Genomic DNA, 18,334 nt, shown 5'->3' with positions numbered 1-18,334 from the left:
GGCTACTCCAGCAGGTACTGCAGATTGTGTTCCAGTCGGCTCAGGCTGTCCTGGGGGAAGAACAGCAGCAGATCGCAGAGGATCTGCTGCTCGGTCAGACGGTAGCTGATCTCCACTGCCAGCGTTTCGCCGCGCAACTGGCAGGCAGGTACGCTGCTCAGCACCACCGGATGGCTTTGGCAAAACGGGATGTGCAGCTGCTGGGACAGGCCATTCAGAAAGGAGGCGAACAGCAGGTTGGCGGTGTCCATCTGCACCTCCAGCCGGGCTTCGTCGCTGTCCACCTGACTGATCCCCATCAGCCGTCCCATGCTCTGGTAACAGCTTTGCTCAAACAGCAGCAGGGCTTCGCCCGCAATGCCGCTGCCGATAAAGCCCTGAGAGATCACTTTCAGACTGTCGTCGTGGAAGGATTCAGCCAGCAGCATCTCCATCTCACTGGCTTTCAGTCGACGCAGTTTGGGGACGGGCAGCTCGATAAAGGCGCCCAGCACCTTGGCCATGTTGTCGGCGGCCTGGCCCATGGCGATATTGCAGATCTCGCGCAGGGCGTCGTCCATCTGCACGGCACTGCCGCGTTGACGCTGCAGCTCACCGCACTGGTACAGGTCAAACTGCACCAGCTCAGCCTTAAGGGTGTCGGCGGCGATGGGCTTTTTCAGAAAGTTGAGGGCACCCAGGTCCATCACCTTGCGGTAGGCCAGGGGCTGAATGTCTGCGGACACCACCAGTACATCCGGTGCCCGGGCCCAGCTTTTCAGCTCGGCCAGTACACCGTAACCGTCCAGGTTGGGCATATTGAGGTCGAGGAACAGCAGGTCAAAGTGGCCACGGTCCAGCTGAGCCAGGGCGTCCCGGCCATCGACCGCAAAATGCACCTCTGCATCCCAATCGGCAGGCAGACTGCGAGCCAGCTGCTTCCGCGCCATGGCGGAATCGTCACAGATTAATACCTGTTTGGCCAACGGCCCATCTCCTGAGGAATGCCAAAAAAACCCGGCCAGTTTATTGAAAAACCTAATAGTTGTCATGCTTTTAACAAAGCTGATACGTTACTGGTCGGAGCTGATGGAGGTGCGCTATGGATGAGCGAATTGATTACCGGGTAAACGATGGCGTGGCTCAGGTGGTACTGAACCGTGCGGACAAACGTAACGCGCTGGATTGGCACAGCTTTAAGGCCATCGTGGCGGTACAGAAAGCGATCGCTAAGGATAAGCGGGTGCGGGTGGTGATCCTGTCCGGGGCCGGTGAGGATTTCTGTTCCGGCCTGGATGTGAAGTCGGTGATGGGCAAGCCCAAGCAGGCCCTGGGGCTGCTGGCCAAGTGGTGGCCGGGGCGGGCAAACCTGGCCCAGCGGGTCAGCACCGGCTGGCGGGCCTTGCCGGTACCGGTGATTGCCGTATTGCATGGCCGTACCTGGGGCGGTGGCCTGCAGATTGCGCTTGGGGCGGACTTCCGCATTGCCGCCAGGGACACGGACCTGTCGATCATGGAGGGCAAGTGGGGCCTTATCCCGGACATGGGCGGCAGCCTGGCCCTGCGGGAGCTTATGGCCGCAGACCACGCATTGTGGCTGGCGATGACGGCAGAACGCCTGGGGGCGGAGAAGGCCGCTGAGCTGGGCCTGGTGACCGAAGTGTGTGATGACCCCATGGCCCGGGCCCGGACCATGGCGGACACCCTGATGGACTGCTCGCCGGATGCGTTGGCGGCGGTCAAAGGGCTGTTCCGTCGTCACAACCTGCCGGGCAGTGGTCGTTTGCTGGCGGCGGAAACCTGGCGTCAGTGCAAGGTGTTGATGGGGCGAAACCAACGCATCGCCACCGCGCGGGCACTGGGCAAAGAGCGGGATTACGAGCCGAGGCGCGGCTGGTAAGGCATAAAAAAACGCCCCGCATTGCGGGGCGTTTTTGTGTCACCGGAGTCGGTTACTCGTCCAGGAAGCTCTTCAGGATTTCAGAGCGGGACGGGTGGCGCAGCTTACGCAGTGCCTTGGCTTCAATCTGACGGATACGCTCACGGGTCACGTCAAACTGTTTGCCCACCTCTTCCAGGGTGTGGTCGGTGTTCATCTCGATACCGAAGCGCATACGCAGTACCTTGGCTTCACGAGCGGTCAGGCCAGCCAGTACTTCAGCGGTGGCGGCCTTCAGGCTCTCAGCGGTGGCGGAATCCACCGGCTGGGCCAGAGTGGTATCTTCGATGAAGTCGCCCAGATGGGAATCTTCATCGTCACCGATCGGCGTCTCCATGGAGATCGGCTCTTTGGCGATCTTCAGCACCTTACGGATCTTGTCTTCCGGCATCATCATGCGCTCAGCCAGCTCTTCCGGAGTCGGCTCACGGCCCATCTCCTGCAGCATCTGACGAGAGATGCGGTTGAGCTTGTTGATGGTCTCGATCATGTGCACCGGAATACGGATGGTGCGGGCCTGGTCCGCAATGGAGCGGGTGATGGCCTGACGGATCCACCAGGTGGCGTAAGTGGAGAACTTGTAGCCACGACGGTATTCGAACTTGTCCACCGCCTTCATCAGACCGATGTTGCCTTCCTGGATCAGGTCGAGGAACTGCAGGCCACGGTTGGTGTACTTCTTGGCAATGGAGATCACCAGACGCAAGTTGGCTTCAACCATCTCTTTCTTCGCTCGGCGAGCCTTGGCTTCACCGATGGACATACGACGGTTGATGTCTTTGATCTTGGCGATGGAGAGACCGGTCTCTTCCTGGATCTGGGCCAGCTTCTGGATGCAGCGGTGCAGCTCTTCCTGGTGCTCGCCCAGGGCGGCACTGTAAGACTTACCGGCATCGATTTCGGCTTGCAGCCAGGCAGTTTCAGACTCGTGGCCAGCGAAGAGCTTGAGGAAGTTCTTCTTCGGCATCTTGGCCTGCTCAACACACATCTTCATGATCAGGCGCTCTTGCACCCGAACGCGGTCCATCATGGAACGCATGTTGTTGACCAGTACGTCGAACTGCTTGGGTACCAGACGGAACTCTTTGAACAGCTCAGACAGACGAGTGATCAGCATCGCCGCTTCGAGAGAGTCACGACCGTGCTCGGCAAACGCCTTCTGCACCAGTTCGTAGTGCTCACGCAGGGAGGTGAACTTCTCGCGGGCTTGTTCCGGATCCGGGCCGTTGGAGGTATCGTCGTCGCTGTCGTCGTCGTCCTCTTCCTCGTCCTCATCCTCGTCGTCCAGCTCCTCTTTCGGCAGCTCGGAACCCACGTGGGTGGCGGTCGGGGCTTCTTCCTCTTCGGTCACGAAGCCGGAGATGATCTCAGCCAGACGAATCTCTTCTGCTTCGAAACGGTCCCACTGATCCAGCAGGAAGCTGATCGCTTCCGGGTACTCGGCGATGGAGCACTGTACCTGGTTGATACCGTCTTCGATGCGCTTGGCGATCAGGATCTCGCCTTCGCGGGTCAGCAGCTCCACGGTGCCCATTTCACGCATGTACATGCGAACCGGGTCGGTGGTGCGGCCGAGTTCGCCTTCAACGCTGGCCAGGGCCTGAGCCGCCGCTTCTGCGGCGTCTTCGTCGGTGGCGTCCTCAGACATCATGAGCTCGTCTTGGTCCGGTGCGGACTCAAAGACCTGGATGCCCATGTCGTTGATCATCTGGATAATATCTTCGATCTGGTCAGAGTCGACCATATCCGCCGGCAGGTGATCATTCACCTCGGCGTACGTCAAATAGCCTTGCTCTTTGCCCTTGGCAACCAGGAGCTTAAGTTGCGACTGCGGAGTTTGATCCATTGATATCATCCACTTAAGGTTAGGAACTTGGATTGGCAGCTGTTGATGCGCAAATAGCCTATTATAACGGCGTTGTCTAGTGGCCGCTAGCCTTCGGCGACCGCTTGAGTATTGTCAGCACGTCGGACAACTTCCTCGTTTCCTCGACGGTGATGGAGCCGTCGCGGGCTTTCTGCTGCAGAGTTTCAGACAGATGCTCTAAAAAGCGCTGGTTTAACCATTGCAGGCAGTCAAAAAACTCTTTGTCGAGGTGCTCCTCCACCTCCATATTCCAGCTCAATAACTTACGAAGCGTGCCGTAATCATCGCTGTCCCGGTAACGCTCCAGAAGCTGTGCTGTCGTTAGCGGCGCTGGCCGACACGCTTCGAGCATCCCTTTGAGTAGGGCGATGCCCCCCAACGGCAGGTGCAACACCGCCACTTGAGGGTCGAGCTGGTAACCCAGTCTTGGGTTCTGCAGCAGCAGCGCAATGGCCCGACGAATCGGAGTGCCGCGGCCCTGTTGGGCTTTCTGCTGCGGTTTGGCAACGGCCCGGGGGGCCTGAAAATGTTGCCGTGCGCCCCAACCCAGGGTCTTTTCCAACCGCTGGATCAGGGTCTCTCTCAGTACCTCGTCGCCGATCTGGTCGATCAGGGGACGGATGGTATTGATAAAGCTGGCCTTGCCCTCATCGCTGCTCATATTGGCGTCCTGGCTCAGGTGACTGAACAGGTAATCCGACAGCGGCATCGCTTTCTCGATGCGGGCTTCAAAGGCCTCTTTGCCCTCCTGACGCACCAGGGTATCCGGGTCTTCGCCATCAGGAAGGAACATAAATTTCAACGCCTTGCCGCTTTTCAGCATCGGCAGGGCGGTCTCCAGTGCGCGCCAAGCGGCCTCCCGGCCGGCGCGGTCACCGTCGTAACAACACACCACCTCTTTCGATGCTGTACGCATCAACACCTGAATGTGATCGGCTGTGGTGGAGGTGCCCAATGACGCCACGGCGTAGTCGATGCCGTGTTGCGCCAGGGCCACCACATCCATATAGCCTTCGACCACCAAAACCCGCTCCGGGTTGCGGCTGGCCTGGCGCAGCGGGTACAAGCCGTACAGCTCGCGCCCTTTATGGAAGATGGGGGTTTCCGGTGAGTTCAGGTATTTCGGCGTGTCGTCGCCCAGTACCCGGCCACCGAAGGCGATCACCCGGCCGCGGCGATCCTGGATGGGGAACATCAGGCGATCGCGGAAGCGGTCGTAGCGCTTGCCACCCTCTTTCTCAATCAACATGCCGCACTCGGCCAGCAGCTTCTGCGCCTGGTTGTTGCTGCGCTGCTGTGACAGCAGGCTGTCCCAACCCGGGGGCGCAAAGCCGATGCCAAACCGTTGCACGGTCTCGCCGTCAAGGCCACGTTGCTTGAGGTATTCGATCACCCGCTCCCGCTCAGGGTGCTGACGCAGTTGCTGCTGATAATAGCGAGCGGCCCAGTTCATCAGGGCAAAATGGTCGTCAAGCTTAACGCTGGGAGTGGGTTTGCTGGTGCCGCCCGAAGGGCCGCGACCCGTGCGGCCTGTGCCGCTGGATTCTCTCGGCACTTCGATGCCGAGCTGTCCCGCCAGTTCTTCAATCGCGTCGACAAACTCTAGCCGATCGTACTCCATCACGAAGTCGATGGCGTTGCCGTGCGCGCCACAGCCGAAGCAGTGATAGAACTGCTTATCCTGACTGACGGTAAAAGAGGGGGTTTTTTCGTTATGGAAGGGGCAACAAGCGTGGTAGTTCTTACCCGCTTTTTTCAGCTTCACCCGGCCATCAATCAGCTCGACGATGTCGAGACGTGAAAGAAGTTGATCGATAAAGTCTCTTGGAATTCGACCGGCCACGTGTCGTTGTGCCTCCTGGGGAAATGTCGCAATTCTTTACCACAAAACAAGCAAGCCGTGCAGTAGGCACGGCTTGTTGCTGTGATCACGGGCGGGGGATTAACCCAGGCGAGCCTTGATCTTTTTGCTCACCACGGCCATATCGGCGCGGCCCTGAACCTGCGATTTCAGCAGGCCCATCACTTTGCCCATGTCCTGCATCGAGCTTGCGCCGGCGTCAGCCATGGCTTTCTCAATCAGGGCGTCCAGCTCAGCTTCGCTCAGCGGCTGGGGCAGAAACTCCTGCAGAACCAGCACTTCGGCTGCTTCCACATCGGCCAAATCCTGACGACCGGCCTCCTCGTATTGCTTGATGGAGTCGCGACGTTGCTTAACCATTTTGGTCAGCACCGCAGTGATCTCATCTTCGCCGAGGGTGGTTTGAGTATCCACTTCCACCTGTTTGATGGCGGCCATAGCCAGACGGATGGTGCCCAGGCGTGCCTTTTCTTTGGCACGCATGGCCGCCTTCTGGGCGTCTTTAAGCTGCTCGATCAGAGACATGATCAGTACAGACGAGTACGACGGGCGTTTTCGCGAGCCAGCTTCTTAGCTTGACGCTTGGAAGCGGCAGCTTTAGCGCGCTTGCGAGCAGTGGTGGGCTTCTCGTAGTGCTCACGACGACGTACTTCAGACAGTACGCCTGCTTTCTCACAGGAACGCTTGAAACGACGCAGGGCTACGTCGAAGGGCTCATTTTCACGAACTTTGATTACCGGCATCTGCCTTTCACCTCGAAAAAATTTCGGTTGGCGACTGGTCATTCTTTGAGCAGTCGCAATTCAAAATGGTGCGAAATTCTACTCTGAACTTCGCCTCCTTGTAAAGCCTGTGACGTACCTGTCTGGCTTAAGGATGATAGCAACACCAGAACGGTGCTACTTTGCGTGACTGGCGTCGTACTGATAGCGGCGCTAGAATTGCGCCACTTTGGCCAGAGCACGAGAGTTTAGCATGCGGGTATTGGGGATAGAAACCTCCTGTGATGAGACAGGGATCGCCATCTACGATGATGAGCAGGGTTTGCTCTCTCACGCGTTGTACAGTCAGGTGAAATTGCACGCTGATTACGGTGGTGTGGTGCCTGAGCTGGCGTCCCGTGACCACGTTCGCAAACTGGTGCCTTTGGTGCGCCAGGCCCTGGCGGACGCCAATATTGAACCGTCCAGCCTGGACGGTGTGGCGTACACGGCGGGCCCGGGTTTGATTGGTGCGCTGTTGGTCGGCGCCTGCGCCGGTCGTTCACTGGCCTACGCCTGGGGCATCCCGGCGGTGGCGGTACACCATATGGAAGGGCATCTGCTGGCGCCGATGCTGGAAGAGACCCCGCCGGAGTTCCCCTTTGTGGCGCTGCTGGTGTCAGGCGGCCATACCCTGCTGGTGCAGGTGGACGGTATTGGCCAGTACCAGGTGCTGGGCGAATCCACTGACGATGCTGCCGGTGAGGCGTTTGATAAGACCGCCAAACTGATGGGGCTGGATTACCCCGGTGGTCCGCTGCTGGCTAAGCTGGCCGCACAGGGCACGCCCGGTCGCTTTAAGTTCCCACGGCCGATGACCGACCGTCCCGGCCTGGACTTCAGCTTCTCCGGCCTGAAAACCTTTGCCGCCAACACCATTGCGGCGCACGGTGAAGAGGCGCTGCCGGACATCGCCCGCGCGTTTGAAGATGCGGTGGTGGATACCCTGGCCATCAAGTGTCGTCGCGCACTGGAGCAGACCGGTCTGAAGCGGCTGGTGGTGGCTGGTGGTGTGAGTGCCAACGTGCACCTGCGGGCGCAACTGGCGGAGCTGATGGAGAGCCGGGGTGGTGAGGTGTTCTACCCGCGTCCGGAGTTCTGTACCGATAACGGCGCCATGATCGCCTACGCCGGTCTGCAGCGCCTGAAAGCCGGTGAAACCCAGCCTTTGGTGGTGAAGGGTCAGCCGCGTTGGCCGCTGGACAGCTTGTCTGCGCCGGGCGCCGCCTGATTTAACCTGAGATGATGAACGCCTCGCCGGTTTATTCGGCGGGGCGTTTTTTTTGGCCCAGTTTCGGTTCGGTGCCGCGCCACAGGCGCAGGATGTTGGCGCGGTGGCGCCACAGGATTAGCACGCACACTAGGGCAACCGAAGCGGTGTACTGAGATTTGAACAGGTAGGTGTACACCGGCGCCACCAGGCAGGTGACGATGGCGCCGAGGGAGGAGTATCGGGTCAGCAGGGCGACACCGAGCCAGGTGACAATCAGGGCACCGGTCATGTCCCAGCCGATGGGGGCCATGGCGCCAAAGGCGGTAGCCACGCCCTTGCCACCTTTAAAGCCAAAGAACAGAGGGTAGATGTGGCCCAGGCAGGCGGCCGCACCCACCAGAGCCAGAGCCAGTGGATCGAGGCCCAGAAAATAGCCGCCCCATACCGGGATGGTGCCTTTGAGGATGTCGAACAGCAGCACCAGTACCGCCGGCAGTTTGCCGCCAAGGCGAAGTACATTGGTGGCGCCGGGGTTGTGGGAGCCATGCTGGCGTGGGTCCGGTAAGCCCCAGATACGGCACACCAATACCGCGCTGGAAACCGATCCCAGCAGGTAGGCAAACAGGGTTAATGCCCCAATAAGCATCGCCATTTCTGCGCTTTTTTCCCCCAGTCAGTTACGCTATCATCCGACGCCCGAACGGGGAATGAAGCCCCGTCCGTCCAGACGAACTAGGGTATCCGACCCTCAGCGGGAGCGCCAGTAACAACATGACCGACCAGGTATTTATCCAGGGGCTCGAATGTCAGGCCGTGATCGGCGTATTTGAGTGGGAAAAACAGATCCGCCAGACCCTGTTGCTGGATCTGGAGATGGCCTGGGACAACCGCGCCGCCGCCGCCGCCGACGATTACAGCAAAGCGCTGTGCTACGACACCGTGTCCAAGGCGGTGACCGCCCTGGTGCAGGACCACCCCCATGAGCTGGTGGAAACCGTGGCAGAGAAAGTGGCAGACCTTATCCTGACCCGGTTCCAGGTAGCCGGAGTGCGGGTTCGCGTGAGTAAGCCCGGTGCGGTGGCCAATGCCCGTACCGTGGGTGTGCAGATCCAGCGCGGAACCTTCTGATATGGCCACCATCTACATCAGCCTGGGCAGCAATATCGAGGCTGACACCCACATCCGCCGCGGCCTGGATGACCTGGCGCGGCAGTACCACAACCTCATTATTTCGAGCGTGTTCGAGTCCGAAGCGGTCGGCTTTGAGGGGGACAACTTCCTCAATCTGGTGGCGCGGGCGGAAACCGACCAGCCCATCGGCGAGGTGGTGGCCACCTTTAAGGCGATTGAGCAGGCCCATGGCCGGCAACGGGGCGCGAAAAAATTTGCCCCCCGCACACTGGATCTTGATCTGCTTCTCTATGATGAAGTGCAGTGCCAATCGCCGGTGGAGTTGCCGCGTCCGGAGATCTACCATAACGCCTTCGTGCTCTGGCCCCTGGCCGAGCTGGCGCCGGACCTGGTGCCACCGGGCCAGCCCCACACCCTTGGGGCACTGTGGCAGGCTTACGATAAAACCCAGCAACAACTTTGGCCGGTGCCTTTTGCCTGGCCGCGTTCTTAATCCGTTTTAACAAGGAGCTAGTCTCGTGGATCCGATCCAGGCGGCGATCCTCGCCATTATCCAGGGCCTGACTGAATTTCTGCCCATCTCCAGCTCCGCCCACCTGATCCTGCCTGCGCAGATGTTGGGGTGGGAAGATCAGGGTCTGCCGTTTGATGTGGCCACCCATGCCGGCACCCTGCTGGCGGTGATGATCTATTTCCGCCAAGACATCTCCAACCTGCTGCGCCACTGGCTGGTGTCGCTGACCGGAGAACACAGCGACACCAGCAGGCTGGCCTGGTACATCATTCTGGCTACCATTCCGGCCGGTCTGGCAGGGCTGCTGTTTAACGACATCATCTCCACCTCCCTGCGCTCTACCACGGTGATCGCCACCACCACGCTGATCTTCGGTCTGCTGCTGTGGTACGCCGATGCCACCGCCAGTGAGCGACGGGAAGTGGCGGACGTCACCTGGCAACTGGCGCTGCTGGTGGGCCTGGCCCAGATGCTGGCGCTGATCCCCGGTACCTCGCGTTCCGGTGCCACCATCACCGCCGCGCTGCTGCTGGGCTTCACCCGCATGGCCGCAGCCCGCTTCTCCTTCCTGCTGTCGATTCCGATCACTGCGGCCGCCGTGGGCTACGAGACCCTGACCCTGGTGAAAGAGCCGCAGCCGGTGGACTGGTTCCCGCTGCTGCTGGGTGCCGGCCTGGCGTTTGTCTCCGCTTACGCCTGTATCCACCTGTTCCTGAAGGCCATTGGCCGGATGGGCATGAAGCCGTTTGTGATCTACCGCCTCGGCCTCGCCGCGGTGCTGTTCGCCTTCTTTGTGTAAGGCACAGCGGCAATCAAAAAGGGACGCCATTGGCGTCCCTTTTTTGCATCCGGGCGGCCGTTAACGGGCCGCTTTCCACTGGGCCAGCGCGTCGATGCGTCGGCGGCTCAGTTCATCGCGGATGGCGGCGCCGGTAAAGCCATCGGCCACCACCGCTTTTACTGCCACCTGATTGGCTTCGGCCAGCGCCGCCTGCAGGTAGTCGGCGGCCGGGTAGGGGGCTTCGGTCTGGCCCGGCCGACCCTGGGCGTCACACTGGCAGCAGCGCAGCACCTGGGCGAAACGCTCCGGCTTGCGCCAGCCGTCGAGCTGATCAAACAGCCGCACCAGGGTGGCGGGTTTCAGCTCTTCAGCGCGGTGCACTTTCAGGTGCAGCTCCGCCACCAGCAGCGCCAGCTCGCGCCACTCGTTGGGCACCCGAAGACGCTGACACAGGGCCTGAACCGGCTTGATGCTGGCGTGTTCATGGCCGATGTGGCGTGGCCACTGTTCCGCTGGAGTCAGCCCCTTGCCCAGGTCATGCACCAGCACGGCAAAGCGTTCGGCACCGCTGGCACCGAGGGCGACCGCTTGCTGCAGAGCCATCAGGGTGTGCTGCCAGGCGTCGAGGCCGCCGTGCCATTGGGGAGGCTGCGGCACACCGCTCAGTGCCGCCAGTTCCGGGAACAGGCGGGGCAGGGCGTGGCAGCGCTGCAGCACCTCAAAGTAGACCTCCGGGTGCGGTTCGCCCAGGGCGCGCTCGGTCTCCTGCCAGACCCGCTCGGCGCTCAGGTAATCCAACTCACCGCTGTCACTGAGTTGCTGCATCAGTGCCAGCGTCTCGTCTGCCACGGTAAAGCCCAGGCCATGGAAACGGGCGGCAAAGCGCGCGACCCGCAGCACCCGCAGCGGGTCTTCCACAAACGCATCGGAGACGTGGCGCAGCAGGCGGGCATCGAGGTCCGCCCGGCCGTTGTAGGGGTCGTGGATCACCCCCTGCTCATCCCGGGCCATGGCGTTGATGGTCAGGTCGCGGCGGATCAGATCCTCCTCCAGCGTCACCGTTGGCGCTGCATCGAAGTCAAAGCCGCCATAGCCGTGGCCCACCTTCTTTTCGGTGCGGGCGAGGGCGTACTCCTCACCGCTTTTGGGGTGCAGGAACACCGGGAAGCTCTTGCCCACCTGGCGATAGCCCAGTGCACTCATCTGCTCGGCGCTGGCGCCCACCACCAGGTGGTCGCGGTCTTTGACCTTCAGGCCCAAAAGTTCATCGCGGACAGCGCCGCCAACCAGGTAGATCTGCACAGGGACTCCTTATCTCTCAGAACCGCCATTATAGGCCGGTCGGCTTTTGACAAGCCATGGCGGAGTCCGTACCTTGAGGCCGTTCCCTGATAATGCTTTGGACCGCCATGTATAAAGGGTTTTATGGGTTCACGCAGAGCCCCTTCTCCATCGCACCCAACCCTGCGTTCCTGTTTCTGAGTGACCGCCACCGCGAAGCGTTGGCCCACCTGACCTATGGACTGGGTGAAAACGGCGGTTTTGTGCTGCTGACCGGCGAGGTTGGCACCGGCAAAACCACCGTCTCCCGCAGCTTGCTGGCGCAACTGCCGGACGACACCGATCTGGCCTTTATTCTCAACCCGGCGCTGACCGAGGCGGAGCTGCTCGCCACCCTCTGTGACGAGCTGAAGATTGCCTATCCCGAGTCACCGACGCTGAAGCAACTGACCGACTGCATCAGTGCCTTCCTGATGGCCAACCACGAAAAAGGCCGTCGCACCGTGATGGTGATTGACGAGGCCCAGCACCTGAAACCGGAAGTGCTGGAGCAGCTGCGCTTGCTGACCAATCTGGAAACCGACACCCGCAAGCTTTTGCAGGTGATCCTGATTGGCCAGCCGGAGCTGCAGGCGCTGCTGAAACGGCAGGAACTGCGCCAGCTGGCCCAGCGCATTACCGCCCGTTACCACCTGCTGCCGCTGGTGCCCGATGAGGTCGCCTCGTACGTGGCCCACCGTCTGCACGTGGCCGGGCGCAGTCAGCCGCTGTTTAAGTCCTCCGCCATCAAGGCGCTGCATCGCTACAGCGGTGGAGTCCCCCGCTTGATTAACCTGCTGGCGGAGCGGGCTCTGATGGGGGGCTTCGGCGCCCAGAAACCGATGATTGATGGCGACGATGTGGCCAACGCGGCGGTGGAGGTGCTGGACGCCAAGCCCAAGGGGCGCCCCTGGCTGGCGGTGGCCTCGGTGTCGGTGCTGACCGCGGCATTGGGTTTTGGCCTGGTACGTGCGCTGACGCCGGTGGCGGAAGCCCAGGTGGCCGCCCCGGTGGCGGTGACCCCCGAACTGGACCTGAGCCAATGGATCCCGACCCAGGGGCGCGAGCTGATCGCCTTCCAGGCCCTGTTTCACCATTGGGGTGAACCGGTCCCGGCGGAGATGCCCTGTCGCTTTGCCGAACAACAAGGGCTGGCCTGCGAAGCCGCCCGGGGTGACCTGCAACAGCTTCTGGCGCTGGACCGCCCGGCGGTGGTGAACCTGGCGGACGACAACAACCGGGTGTTTTACGCCGCCCTGCTGGAGCAGGACGGTGACCAGTACCGAATGGCGCTGGGCGAACAGCAGTTCTGGGCTTCCGCCGACTGGCTGAACCAGCACTACCGGGGGCGTTACACCGTACTGTGGGCACCGCCTTCCGGCCTGCCGGGGCTGATTGGCCCGGACAGCGCCAGTGCCCAGGTGCAGTGGCTGGAGAACCGGCTGGCTCAGGTGCAGCAGCGCCCGGCCCGGTTGCTCAGTGGCTTCGACCGTCAACTGGAAGCGGACCTGCGTGGGTTCCAGCGTCAGCAGGGGCTGGACATTGATGGCCTGGCCGGACGCCAGACCCTGGAACGTTTAAGCCTGCTGGCGGCGGTGGATGGCCCCCGTCTGAAGGAGGGCAACTGATGTCGATGTTACTGGATGCGGTACGTCGTTCCCGCCAGCTGGAATCCCAGGACCCGGCCCTGGCGCCGGTGATGCCGGGCCGGCGCAAGCGCGCGCTGCCGTGGCACTGGGGCCTGCCGGTGGTGACCCTCGCAGTGGGAGCGGCGCTGGGTTATCTGACCCTGCCCGGCCAGCCGGACAGTGCGCCGGTGGCGGCGGCTCAGCCGCCGCAGCTGACGCTGGCCGACACCGTTTCTCTGCCGGTGCCAACGCCGCTGCAGGTGGCTGAGCCGGTGCGCAGCCAACCGGCGCCTAAGCCGACCCTGGCCCAGGTGACTGAGCTGACGATTGAGGGGCTGGATCGGCCCGTCGAAGTGACCCGCGATGCCGGGGTTTCCGCCTCAGCTGAACCGGCACAGGAACCCACCGCTGAAGCCACCAATCCGGCCCTGCTGGCGGCGCTGGAGCAGGCGCTGGCGGATATGGGCGAGGACACCCTGATTGAGCCCAATCGGCCCACCCCGGTGGTGGACGAGCGGGATACACTGGTGGTGGAAGCGCCAGCCCAGCCACCTGCCCAGGTGCGCAGCGAAGACCTGCCCAAGCTGGGGCAGATGCCCTGGGCGTTCCAGAAGCGCCTGCCGGATGTGGAGATCACCGCCCACGTCTACGCCACCGACCCGGCCAACCGCTGGTTGCGTGCCAATGGCCGCGAACTGCAGGAGGGCGATGAGGCGGCAGCGGGCCTGACCGTGGCCGAGATCCTCCCCAACGAGGTGGTGCTGGAGATGGACGGCGAACGCTTCCGGGTACCGGCGCTGGGCAGCCTGTAAGCGGCGCTCTGAATGCAAAAAGCCCCCGACATGCGGGGGCTTTTTTTGTGCCTGAATCCGGGGCTATCGCCTCTGCAGCAGGGCAAACGCGGCGATGGCAAACAGGATACTGGGCAGCATCGCCCCCAGGAAGGTGGGAAGCCCCATCACCAGGCTCATCGGGCCAAAGATCTCGTTGGCGATGTAGAAGCTGAAACCGGTGATCACCCCCAACAGCACCCGTGCGCCCATGGTCACCGTGCGCAGCGGACCGAAGATAAAGGAGAGCGCCAGCATCATCATCACCCCAACGGTGATGGGCTGGGCCACCTTTCGCCACAACGCCAGCTCATAGCGGGTGGTGTCCTGTCGGTTGGCCTTCAGGTAGTCGACGTAATCGATCAGGCCCTCGATGGAGAGGCCCTCCGGTTTCACCGTCACCACCTGCAGCTTCTCCGGCGTCAGGCTGGAAGGCCAGCGCAGTTCATCGCGGTCCAGAGTGGAGACCTGCTCATCGGTCAGATCGGTTTCGGTTACGTCCAGCAGGCGCCAGGCTTTGCCGTCATACAGCCCCTGTTCGGCGAAGGTGATCTCGCGCAGCAGGTTGTCGCCATCAAAGCGGTAGATGGTGACGCCCTTGAGCGTCCTGGCATCCTGCACCTCAGTGATGTTGACGAACAGCTCGCCGTCCTTGGCCCAGGTGCCGGTACTGGAGCTGATCAGGCTGCCCCCGGAGGTCTTCTGGGCGCGCATCTCACGGGCAGTCTGCTCCGATACCGGGGCCACATACTCGCCAATCAGCATGGCGATGATCATCAGTGGCACCGCGGTTTTCATCACCGACGCCGCAATATTGAGACGGGAGAGGCCGGCGGCCTGCATCACCACCAGCTCAGAGCTGGAGGCCAGCATGCCCATGCCGATCAGCGCCCCCAGCATGGCGGCGATGGGGAAGAACATCTCGATGTCGCGGGGCACCAGGAACAGCACGTACAGCGCCACGTCCCAGGTGGTGAAATCACCGCGGCCCACCAGGCGAAGCTGGTCAACGAACTTAATCAGGCCGGACAGGCCGGTCAGCACCAGCAGACACAGCGCCGAGGTGTTGATGATGGTGCGGGCGATGTAGAGGTCGAGGATGCGGATCATGCGGCCGCCTCCTTGTTGCGGTTCCAGCGCAGGGCGTGCACCCATTTACGCCAGGCCGGGCGACCCCGTCCAATCAACACAATGCCGATCACCAACGCCGCCAGGTGGATCCACCACAGTCCCAACTGCGGCGGGATGGCGCCGTTCTCAATCGCCTTACGACCCGCCATCAGCAGGCCGAAGTAACCGAGGTAGATCAGGATCGCGGGCAGCATCTTGGCGAACTTGCCCTGGCGCACATTCACTCGGGACATGGGCACGGCAATCAGGGTCAGCAGCGGCAGCGCAATCGGCACCGCCAGACGCCAGTGGATTTCGGCCCAGGCGTGGGGGCTGCCCTCTTCAAACAGTTGCGACATGGAGTAGGCCGACAGTTTTCGGCGCTTGTGCGCGGCTTCCTGAGACTTAATCTCCATCTCATACTCGCCAAACTGCACCAGGTTGTACTCCTTCTGGTTCAGCACCCCGCTGAAGCGGTTGCCGTCCAGCAACTGCAGGCGCTGGGAACCGTCGGAGCCTTCCACAATGCGGCCGCCTTCTGCCAGTACCAGAGCGGTTTCCCCTTCCGGGTCATCCTTCTCCGGCAACTGCGCCACAAAAACGGTGTCCAGTTTGCCCTTGGACAGGCCCTCAACGTAGATCACCGCTTTGCCGTTGGCGGCGCGCTGGAAACGGCCCTGCACCAGTGCCGCCAGGCCCGCTTCGGACTCGGCTTTCTCCAGCACCTGGTACTCGGTTTCCTTGGCCCAGGGGGCGACGTAGATGGCGGTGATGCCGGAGATCAGAGCCATGATAAAGGCCAGAACCAGGGTTACCCGGGTGACGTACCACTCCGACACACCGACGGCGTGCAGCACCGTCATCTCGCTGTCGGCGTACATTCGCCCATGGGCCATCATAACGCCCAGAAACAGCGAAAGGGGGAGGATCAGGGAGAGCAGCTCCGGCATGTTAAGTGCCAGCAGCGTGGCGACCAGTTTTCCGGGAAACTGGCCTTCGGCCGCGTCGGCCAGAATTCTGACAAATTGCTGACTGATGAAGATGGTCACCAGTACAGCCAGGACCGCGATTTGCGCTCGGAGGGCTTCTTTCAGCAGGTACCTAAAGATGATCAAGGCCGGTGTCCGCTTAGTAAACTTGTAATTTCTCTGGAAACAGCTTGTTTTTTAAGTAAACTAGTTACTTTTGATACTTTTTGAACAATCCCAGGGCCCTTGAGAGCCGAGAAACGTAGTCCTGACGGACTATCCTGAGAGTTCAAAGGCCACCGATTTCGGCAGCCCAAGCGTCAACAAAGGGATCATTATCCAACAATAAAAAGGCAATGTCTTTAAGAACCGGGAGACGCCATGGAGTTCAGTGTAAAAAGCGGCAGTCCAGAAAAGCAACGCAGTGCCTGCATTGTAGTCGGAGTGTTTGAGCCGCGCCGCCTGTCAGCGGTAGGGGAGCAACTGGATAAGATCAGTGACGGTTATATCAGCAACTTGCTGCGCCGTGGCGATCTGGAAGGTAAGCCGGGCCAGGTGCTGTTGCTGCACCATGTTCCCAATGTCCTGTCTGAGCGCGTCCTGCTGGTCGGCTGTGGCAAAGAGCGTGAACTGGACGAGCGCCAGTACAAGCAGATCATCGCCAAAACCATCAGCACCCTGAACGAAACCGGTTCCATGGAAGCGGTCTGCTTCCTGACCGAGCTGCACGTGAAGGGCCGCGACACCTACTGGAAAGTTCGCCAGGCGGTGGAAACCACCCAGTCCAGCCTCTACACCTTCGACGTGATGAAGAGCAAAAAGGACGAGACCCGTCGTCCTCTGCGCAAGATGGTGTTCAACGTGCCCACCCGTCGTGACCTGACCGTAGGTGAGCAAGCCATCCATCACGGCCTTGGCGTGGCCGCCGGCACCAAGCTGTGCCGCGACGTGGCCAACATGCCGCCGAACATCTGTAACCCCGCTTACCTGGCCAGCCAGGGCCGCCAGATGGCGGAACAGTACAAAAAGCTGACCGTGCAGATCGTGGGCGAGGAGGAGATGGCCGATCTGGGCATGAACTCCTACCTGGCGGTAGGCCGTGGCTCCGAAAACGAATCCATGATGACCATCATGAAGTACCAGGGCGCGCCGGATTCCGAGCAGAAGCCGCTGGTGCTGATTGGTAAGGGCCTGACCTTCGATTCCGGCGGCATCAGCCTCAAGCCGGGTGAAGGCATGGACGAGATGAAGTACGACATGGGTGGTGCGGCCGGTGTTATCGGCACCATGAAAGCCCTGTGCGAACTGGATCTGCCCATCAACGTGATTGCCATCCTGGCCGGCTGTGAAAACATGCCGGACGGTAAGGCCTATCGCCCGGGTGACATCCTCACCTCCATGTCCGGCCAGACCATCGAAGTGCTCAACACCGACGCCGAAGGCCGTCTGGTGCTGTGTGACGTGCTGACCTACGTCGAACGCTTCGATCCGGAGCTGGTGATCGACACCGCCACCCTGACCGGCGCCTGCGTTATCGCGCTGGGCAAGCACGCCTCCGGCCTGCTGTCCAACCACAACGCGCTGGCCCACGAGCTGCTCAACGCCGGTGAATCCTCCGGTGACCGCTGCTGGCGCCTGCCGCTGTGGGACGAGTACCAGGAGCAGATCGAAAGCCCGTTCGCCGATATGGCCAACATCGGTGGTCGCCCGGCGGGCACCATCACCGCGGCCGCGTTCCTGTCCCGCTTTGCCAAGAAGTACCACTGGGCCCACCTCGATGTGGCCGGTACCGCTTGGAACAGCGGCAAGGACAAGGGTTCCACCGGTCGTCCGGTGCCGAGCCTGACCCAATTCCTGATCAACCGCGCTGGTGTGATGGAACAAGAGTAACGACAGGCGCACCGCCATCGGTACAATGCAAGGCGGAGCGTGAGCTCCGCCTTTGGTTTTTGTGGGGAACAGCATGGCCAACGCCACCTTCTATCTCTTGCCCGGCGGCAGCGACTCCGCTAGGGTAACCCGCCCGGCAGACATCGCCTGTCAGGCTGCCGCCCGGGCCTACCGAAAAGGCCAACGGGTGTTTGTTCATTGCGCCAGCCAGGCCGATGCCGAGGCGCTGGATGAACAGCTGTGGCAGTTCGAGCCAGACAGCTTTATTCCCCACAACCTGGTGGGGGAAGGCCCACAAGGGGGCGCACCGGTGGAGATTGGCTGGGCCATGCCCAATGCCGCGCTGCCGGTAAATCGCGCGTTGTTGATCAACCTCGCCCCCGAGGTGCCGAAATTTGCGGTACAATTCGCCCACATTATCGATTTTGTCCCGGCTGACGAGCAGGCCAAGGCGCAGGCGCGAAAACGATTCGCCCATTACCGCCAACTGGGGGTGAACCTCACCACCCAGGATCTCGCACGTCAGCCGTTTTAAGTTTTTT

18 protein-coding genes are annotated in these 18,334 nt (G+C 61.5%); 9 read left to right on the top strand and 9 right to left on the bottom strand.

Annotation, left to right across the window (positions count from 1 at the left end; translation table 11 throughout):
- Positions 1 to 2: 2 nt before the first annotated feature.
- Positions 3 to 965: a response regulator gene (locus FBAL_RS16760; RefSeq protein ID WP_013346779.1), complete on the bottom strand. Its 963-nt coding sequence runs from the start codon at positions 963 to 965 to the stop codon at positions 3 to 5.
- 116 nt (positions 966 to 1,081) lie between these two features.
- On the opposite strand from FBAL_RS16760, the gene FBAL_RS16755 reads away from it, so the two are divergent.
- Complete coding sequence (locus tag FBAL_RS16755; protein WP_013346778.1) at positions 1,082 to 1,879, top strand: crotonase/enoyl-CoA hydratase family protein; 798 nt, start codon at positions 1,082 to 1,084, stop codon at positions 1,877 to 1,879.
- A gap of 52 nt (positions 1,880 to 1,931) precedes the next feature.
- Here FBAL_RS16755 and rpoD read toward each other — a convergent pair whose 3' ends face one another.
- The 4 genes from rpoD to rpsU form a co-directional block, all read right to left on the bottom strand.
- Positions 1,932 to 3,764, bottom strand: coding sequence for an RNA polymerase sigma factor RpoD (gene rpoD, locus FBAL_RS16750; RefSeq protein ID WP_013346777.1), 1,833 nt, complete (start codon positions 3,762 to 3,764; stop codon positions 1,932 to 1,934).
- 76 nt (positions 3,765 to 3,840) lie between these two features.
- The gene (gene dnaG, locus FBAL_RS16745; protein WP_013346776.1) at positions 3,841 to 5,628 is read right to left on the bottom strand and encodes a DNA primase; all 1,788 of its coding nucleotides are present in this window, start codon (positions 5,626 to 5,628) and stop codon (positions 3,841 to 3,843) included.
- Between the two features lie 99 nt (positions 5,629 to 5,727).
- The gene (locus FBAL_RS16740; protein WP_013346775.1) at positions 5,728 to 6,171 is read right to left on the bottom strand and encodes a GatB/YqeY domain-containing protein; all 444 of its coding nucleotides are present in this window, start codon (positions 6,169 to 6,171) and stop codon (positions 5,728 to 5,730) included.
- A gap of 2 nt (positions 6,172 to 6,173) precedes the next feature.
- Positions 6,174 to 6,389 carry a 30S ribosomal protein S21 gene (gene rpsU, locus FBAL_RS16735; RefSeq protein ID WP_013346774.1) on the bottom strand — a complete coding sequence of 72 codons (216 nt, stop codon included), beginning with the start codon at positions 6,387 to 6,389 and terminating at the stop codon, positions 6,174 to 6,176.
- A gap of 232 nt (positions 6,390 to 6,621) precedes the next feature.
- Here rpsU and tsaD point away from each other — a divergent pair, with 232 nt between their 5' ends.
- Complete coding sequence (gene tsaD / locus FBAL_RS16730) at positions 6,622 to 7,638, top strand: tRNA (adenosine(37)-N6)-threonylcarbamoyltransferase complex transferase subunit TsaD (protein WP_013346773.1); 1,017 nt, start codon at positions 6,622 to 6,624, stop codon at positions 7,636 to 7,638.
- A gap of 31 nt (positions 7,639 to 7,669) precedes the next feature.
- Here the strand turns inward: tsaD and plsY are convergent, their stop codons facing one another.
- On the bottom strand, positions 7,670 to 8,272 hold the full coding sequence (plsY, locus tag FBAL_RS16725) for a glycerol-3-phosphate 1-O-acyltransferase PlsY (protein WP_013346772.1): 603 nt from the start codon (positions 8,270 to 8,272) through the stop codon (positions 7,670 to 7,672).
- A 119-nt stretch (positions 8,273 to 8,391) separates the two neighbouring features.
- On the opposite strand from plsY, the gene folB reads away from it, so the two are divergent.
- From folB to FBAL_RS16710, 3 genes are read left to right on the top strand one after another with little or no spacing between them, the layout of a single operon-like run.
- Positions 8,392 to 8,748: a dihydroneopterin aldolase gene (gene folB, locus FBAL_RS16720; RefSeq protein WP_013346771.1), complete on the top strand. Its 357-nt coding sequence runs from the start codon at positions 8,392 to 8,394 to the stop codon at positions 8,746 to 8,748.
- A gap of 1 nt (position 8,749) precedes the next feature.
- Positions 8,750 to 9,244, top strand: a complete 495-nt coding sequence (gene folK / locus FBAL_RS16715; RefSeq protein ID WP_013346770.1) for a 2-amino-4-hydroxy-6-hydroxymethyldihydropteridine diphosphokinase — start codon at positions 8,750 to 8,752, stop codon at positions 9,242 to 9,244.
- Positions 9,245 to 9,269: 25 nt separating this feature from the next.
- Positions 9,270 to 10,064, top strand: coding sequence for an undecaprenyl-diphosphate phosphatase (locus FBAL_RS16710; protein WP_013346769.1), 795 nt, complete (start codon positions 9,270 to 9,272; stop codon positions 10,062 to 10,064).
- Between the two features lie 60 nt (positions 10,065 to 10,124).
- On the opposite strand, the gene FBAL_RS16705 is transcribed toward FBAL_RS16710, so the two are convergent.
- Entirely contained in the window at positions 10,125 to 11,348 is a 1,224-nt protein-coding gene (locus FBAL_RS16705; RefSeq protein WP_013346768.1) for a multifunctional CCA addition/repair protein, read from the bottom strand.
- Positions 11,349 to 11,455: 107 nt separating this feature from the next.
- Here FBAL_RS16705 and FBAL_RS16700 point away from each other — a divergent pair, with 107 nt between their 5' ends.
- Together FBAL_RS16700 and FBAL_RS19715 are read left to right on the top strand one after the other, a co-directional pair.
- Entirely contained in the window at positions 11,456 to 12,994 is a 1,539-nt protein-coding gene (locus FBAL_RS16700; RefSeq protein ID WP_013346767.1) for an ExeA family protein, read from the top strand.
- Complete coding sequence (locus tag FBAL_RS19715) at positions 12,994 to 13,806, top strand: general secretion pathway protein GspB (protein ID WP_013346766.1); 813 nt, start codon at positions 12,994 to 12,996, stop codon at positions 13,804 to 13,806. The genes FBAL_RS16700 and FBAL_RS19715 overlap by 1 nt, the downstream gene beginning before the upstream one ends.
- Positions 13,807 to 13,869: 63 nt before the next feature.
- Here FBAL_RS19715 and lptG read toward each other — a convergent pair whose 3' ends face one another.
- Both lptG and lptF read right to left on the bottom strand, forming a co-directional pair.
- Positions 13,870 to 14,931: an LPS export ABC transporter permease LptG gene (gene lptG / locus FBAL_RS16690; protein WP_041251852.1), complete on the bottom strand. Its 1,062-nt coding sequence runs from the start codon at positions 14,929 to 14,931 to the stop codon at positions 13,870 to 13,872.
- Entirely contained in the window at positions 14,931 to 16,049 is a 1,119-nt protein-coding gene (gene lptF, locus FBAL_RS16685; RefSeq protein ID WP_013346764.1) for an LPS export ABC transporter permease LptF, read from the bottom strand. The genes lptG and lptF overlap by 1 nt, the downstream gene beginning before the upstream one ends.
- Before the next feature lie 234 nt (positions 16,050 to 16,283).
- Here lptF and pepA point away from each other — a divergent pair, with 234 nt between their 5' ends.
- Together pepA and FBAL_RS16675 are read left to right on the top strand one after the other, a co-directional pair.
- Positions 16,284 to 17,792, top strand: a complete 1,509-nt coding sequence (pepA, locus tag FBAL_RS16680) for a leucyl aminopeptidase (protein ID WP_013346763.1) — start codon at positions 16,284 to 16,286, stop codon at positions 17,790 to 17,792.
- A 73-nt stretch (positions 17,793 to 17,865) separates the two neighbouring features.
- Entirely contained in the window at positions 17,866 to 18,327 is a 462-nt protein-coding gene (locus FBAL_RS16675) for a DNA polymerase III subunit chi (protein ID WP_013346762.1), read from the top strand.
- Positions 18,328 to 18,334: the final 7 nt, after the last annotated feature.

It is taken from the genome of Ferrimonas balearica DSM 9799, assembly GCF_000148645.1.
GTDB classification, from domain to species: Bacteria; Pseudomonadota; Gammaproteobacteria; order Enterobacterales; family Shewanellaceae; genus Ferrimonas; species Ferrimonas balearica.
The sequence above is the reverse complement of the archived record's forward strand: the minus strand, read 5'-3'. Positions and strand labels throughout refer to the sequence as shown.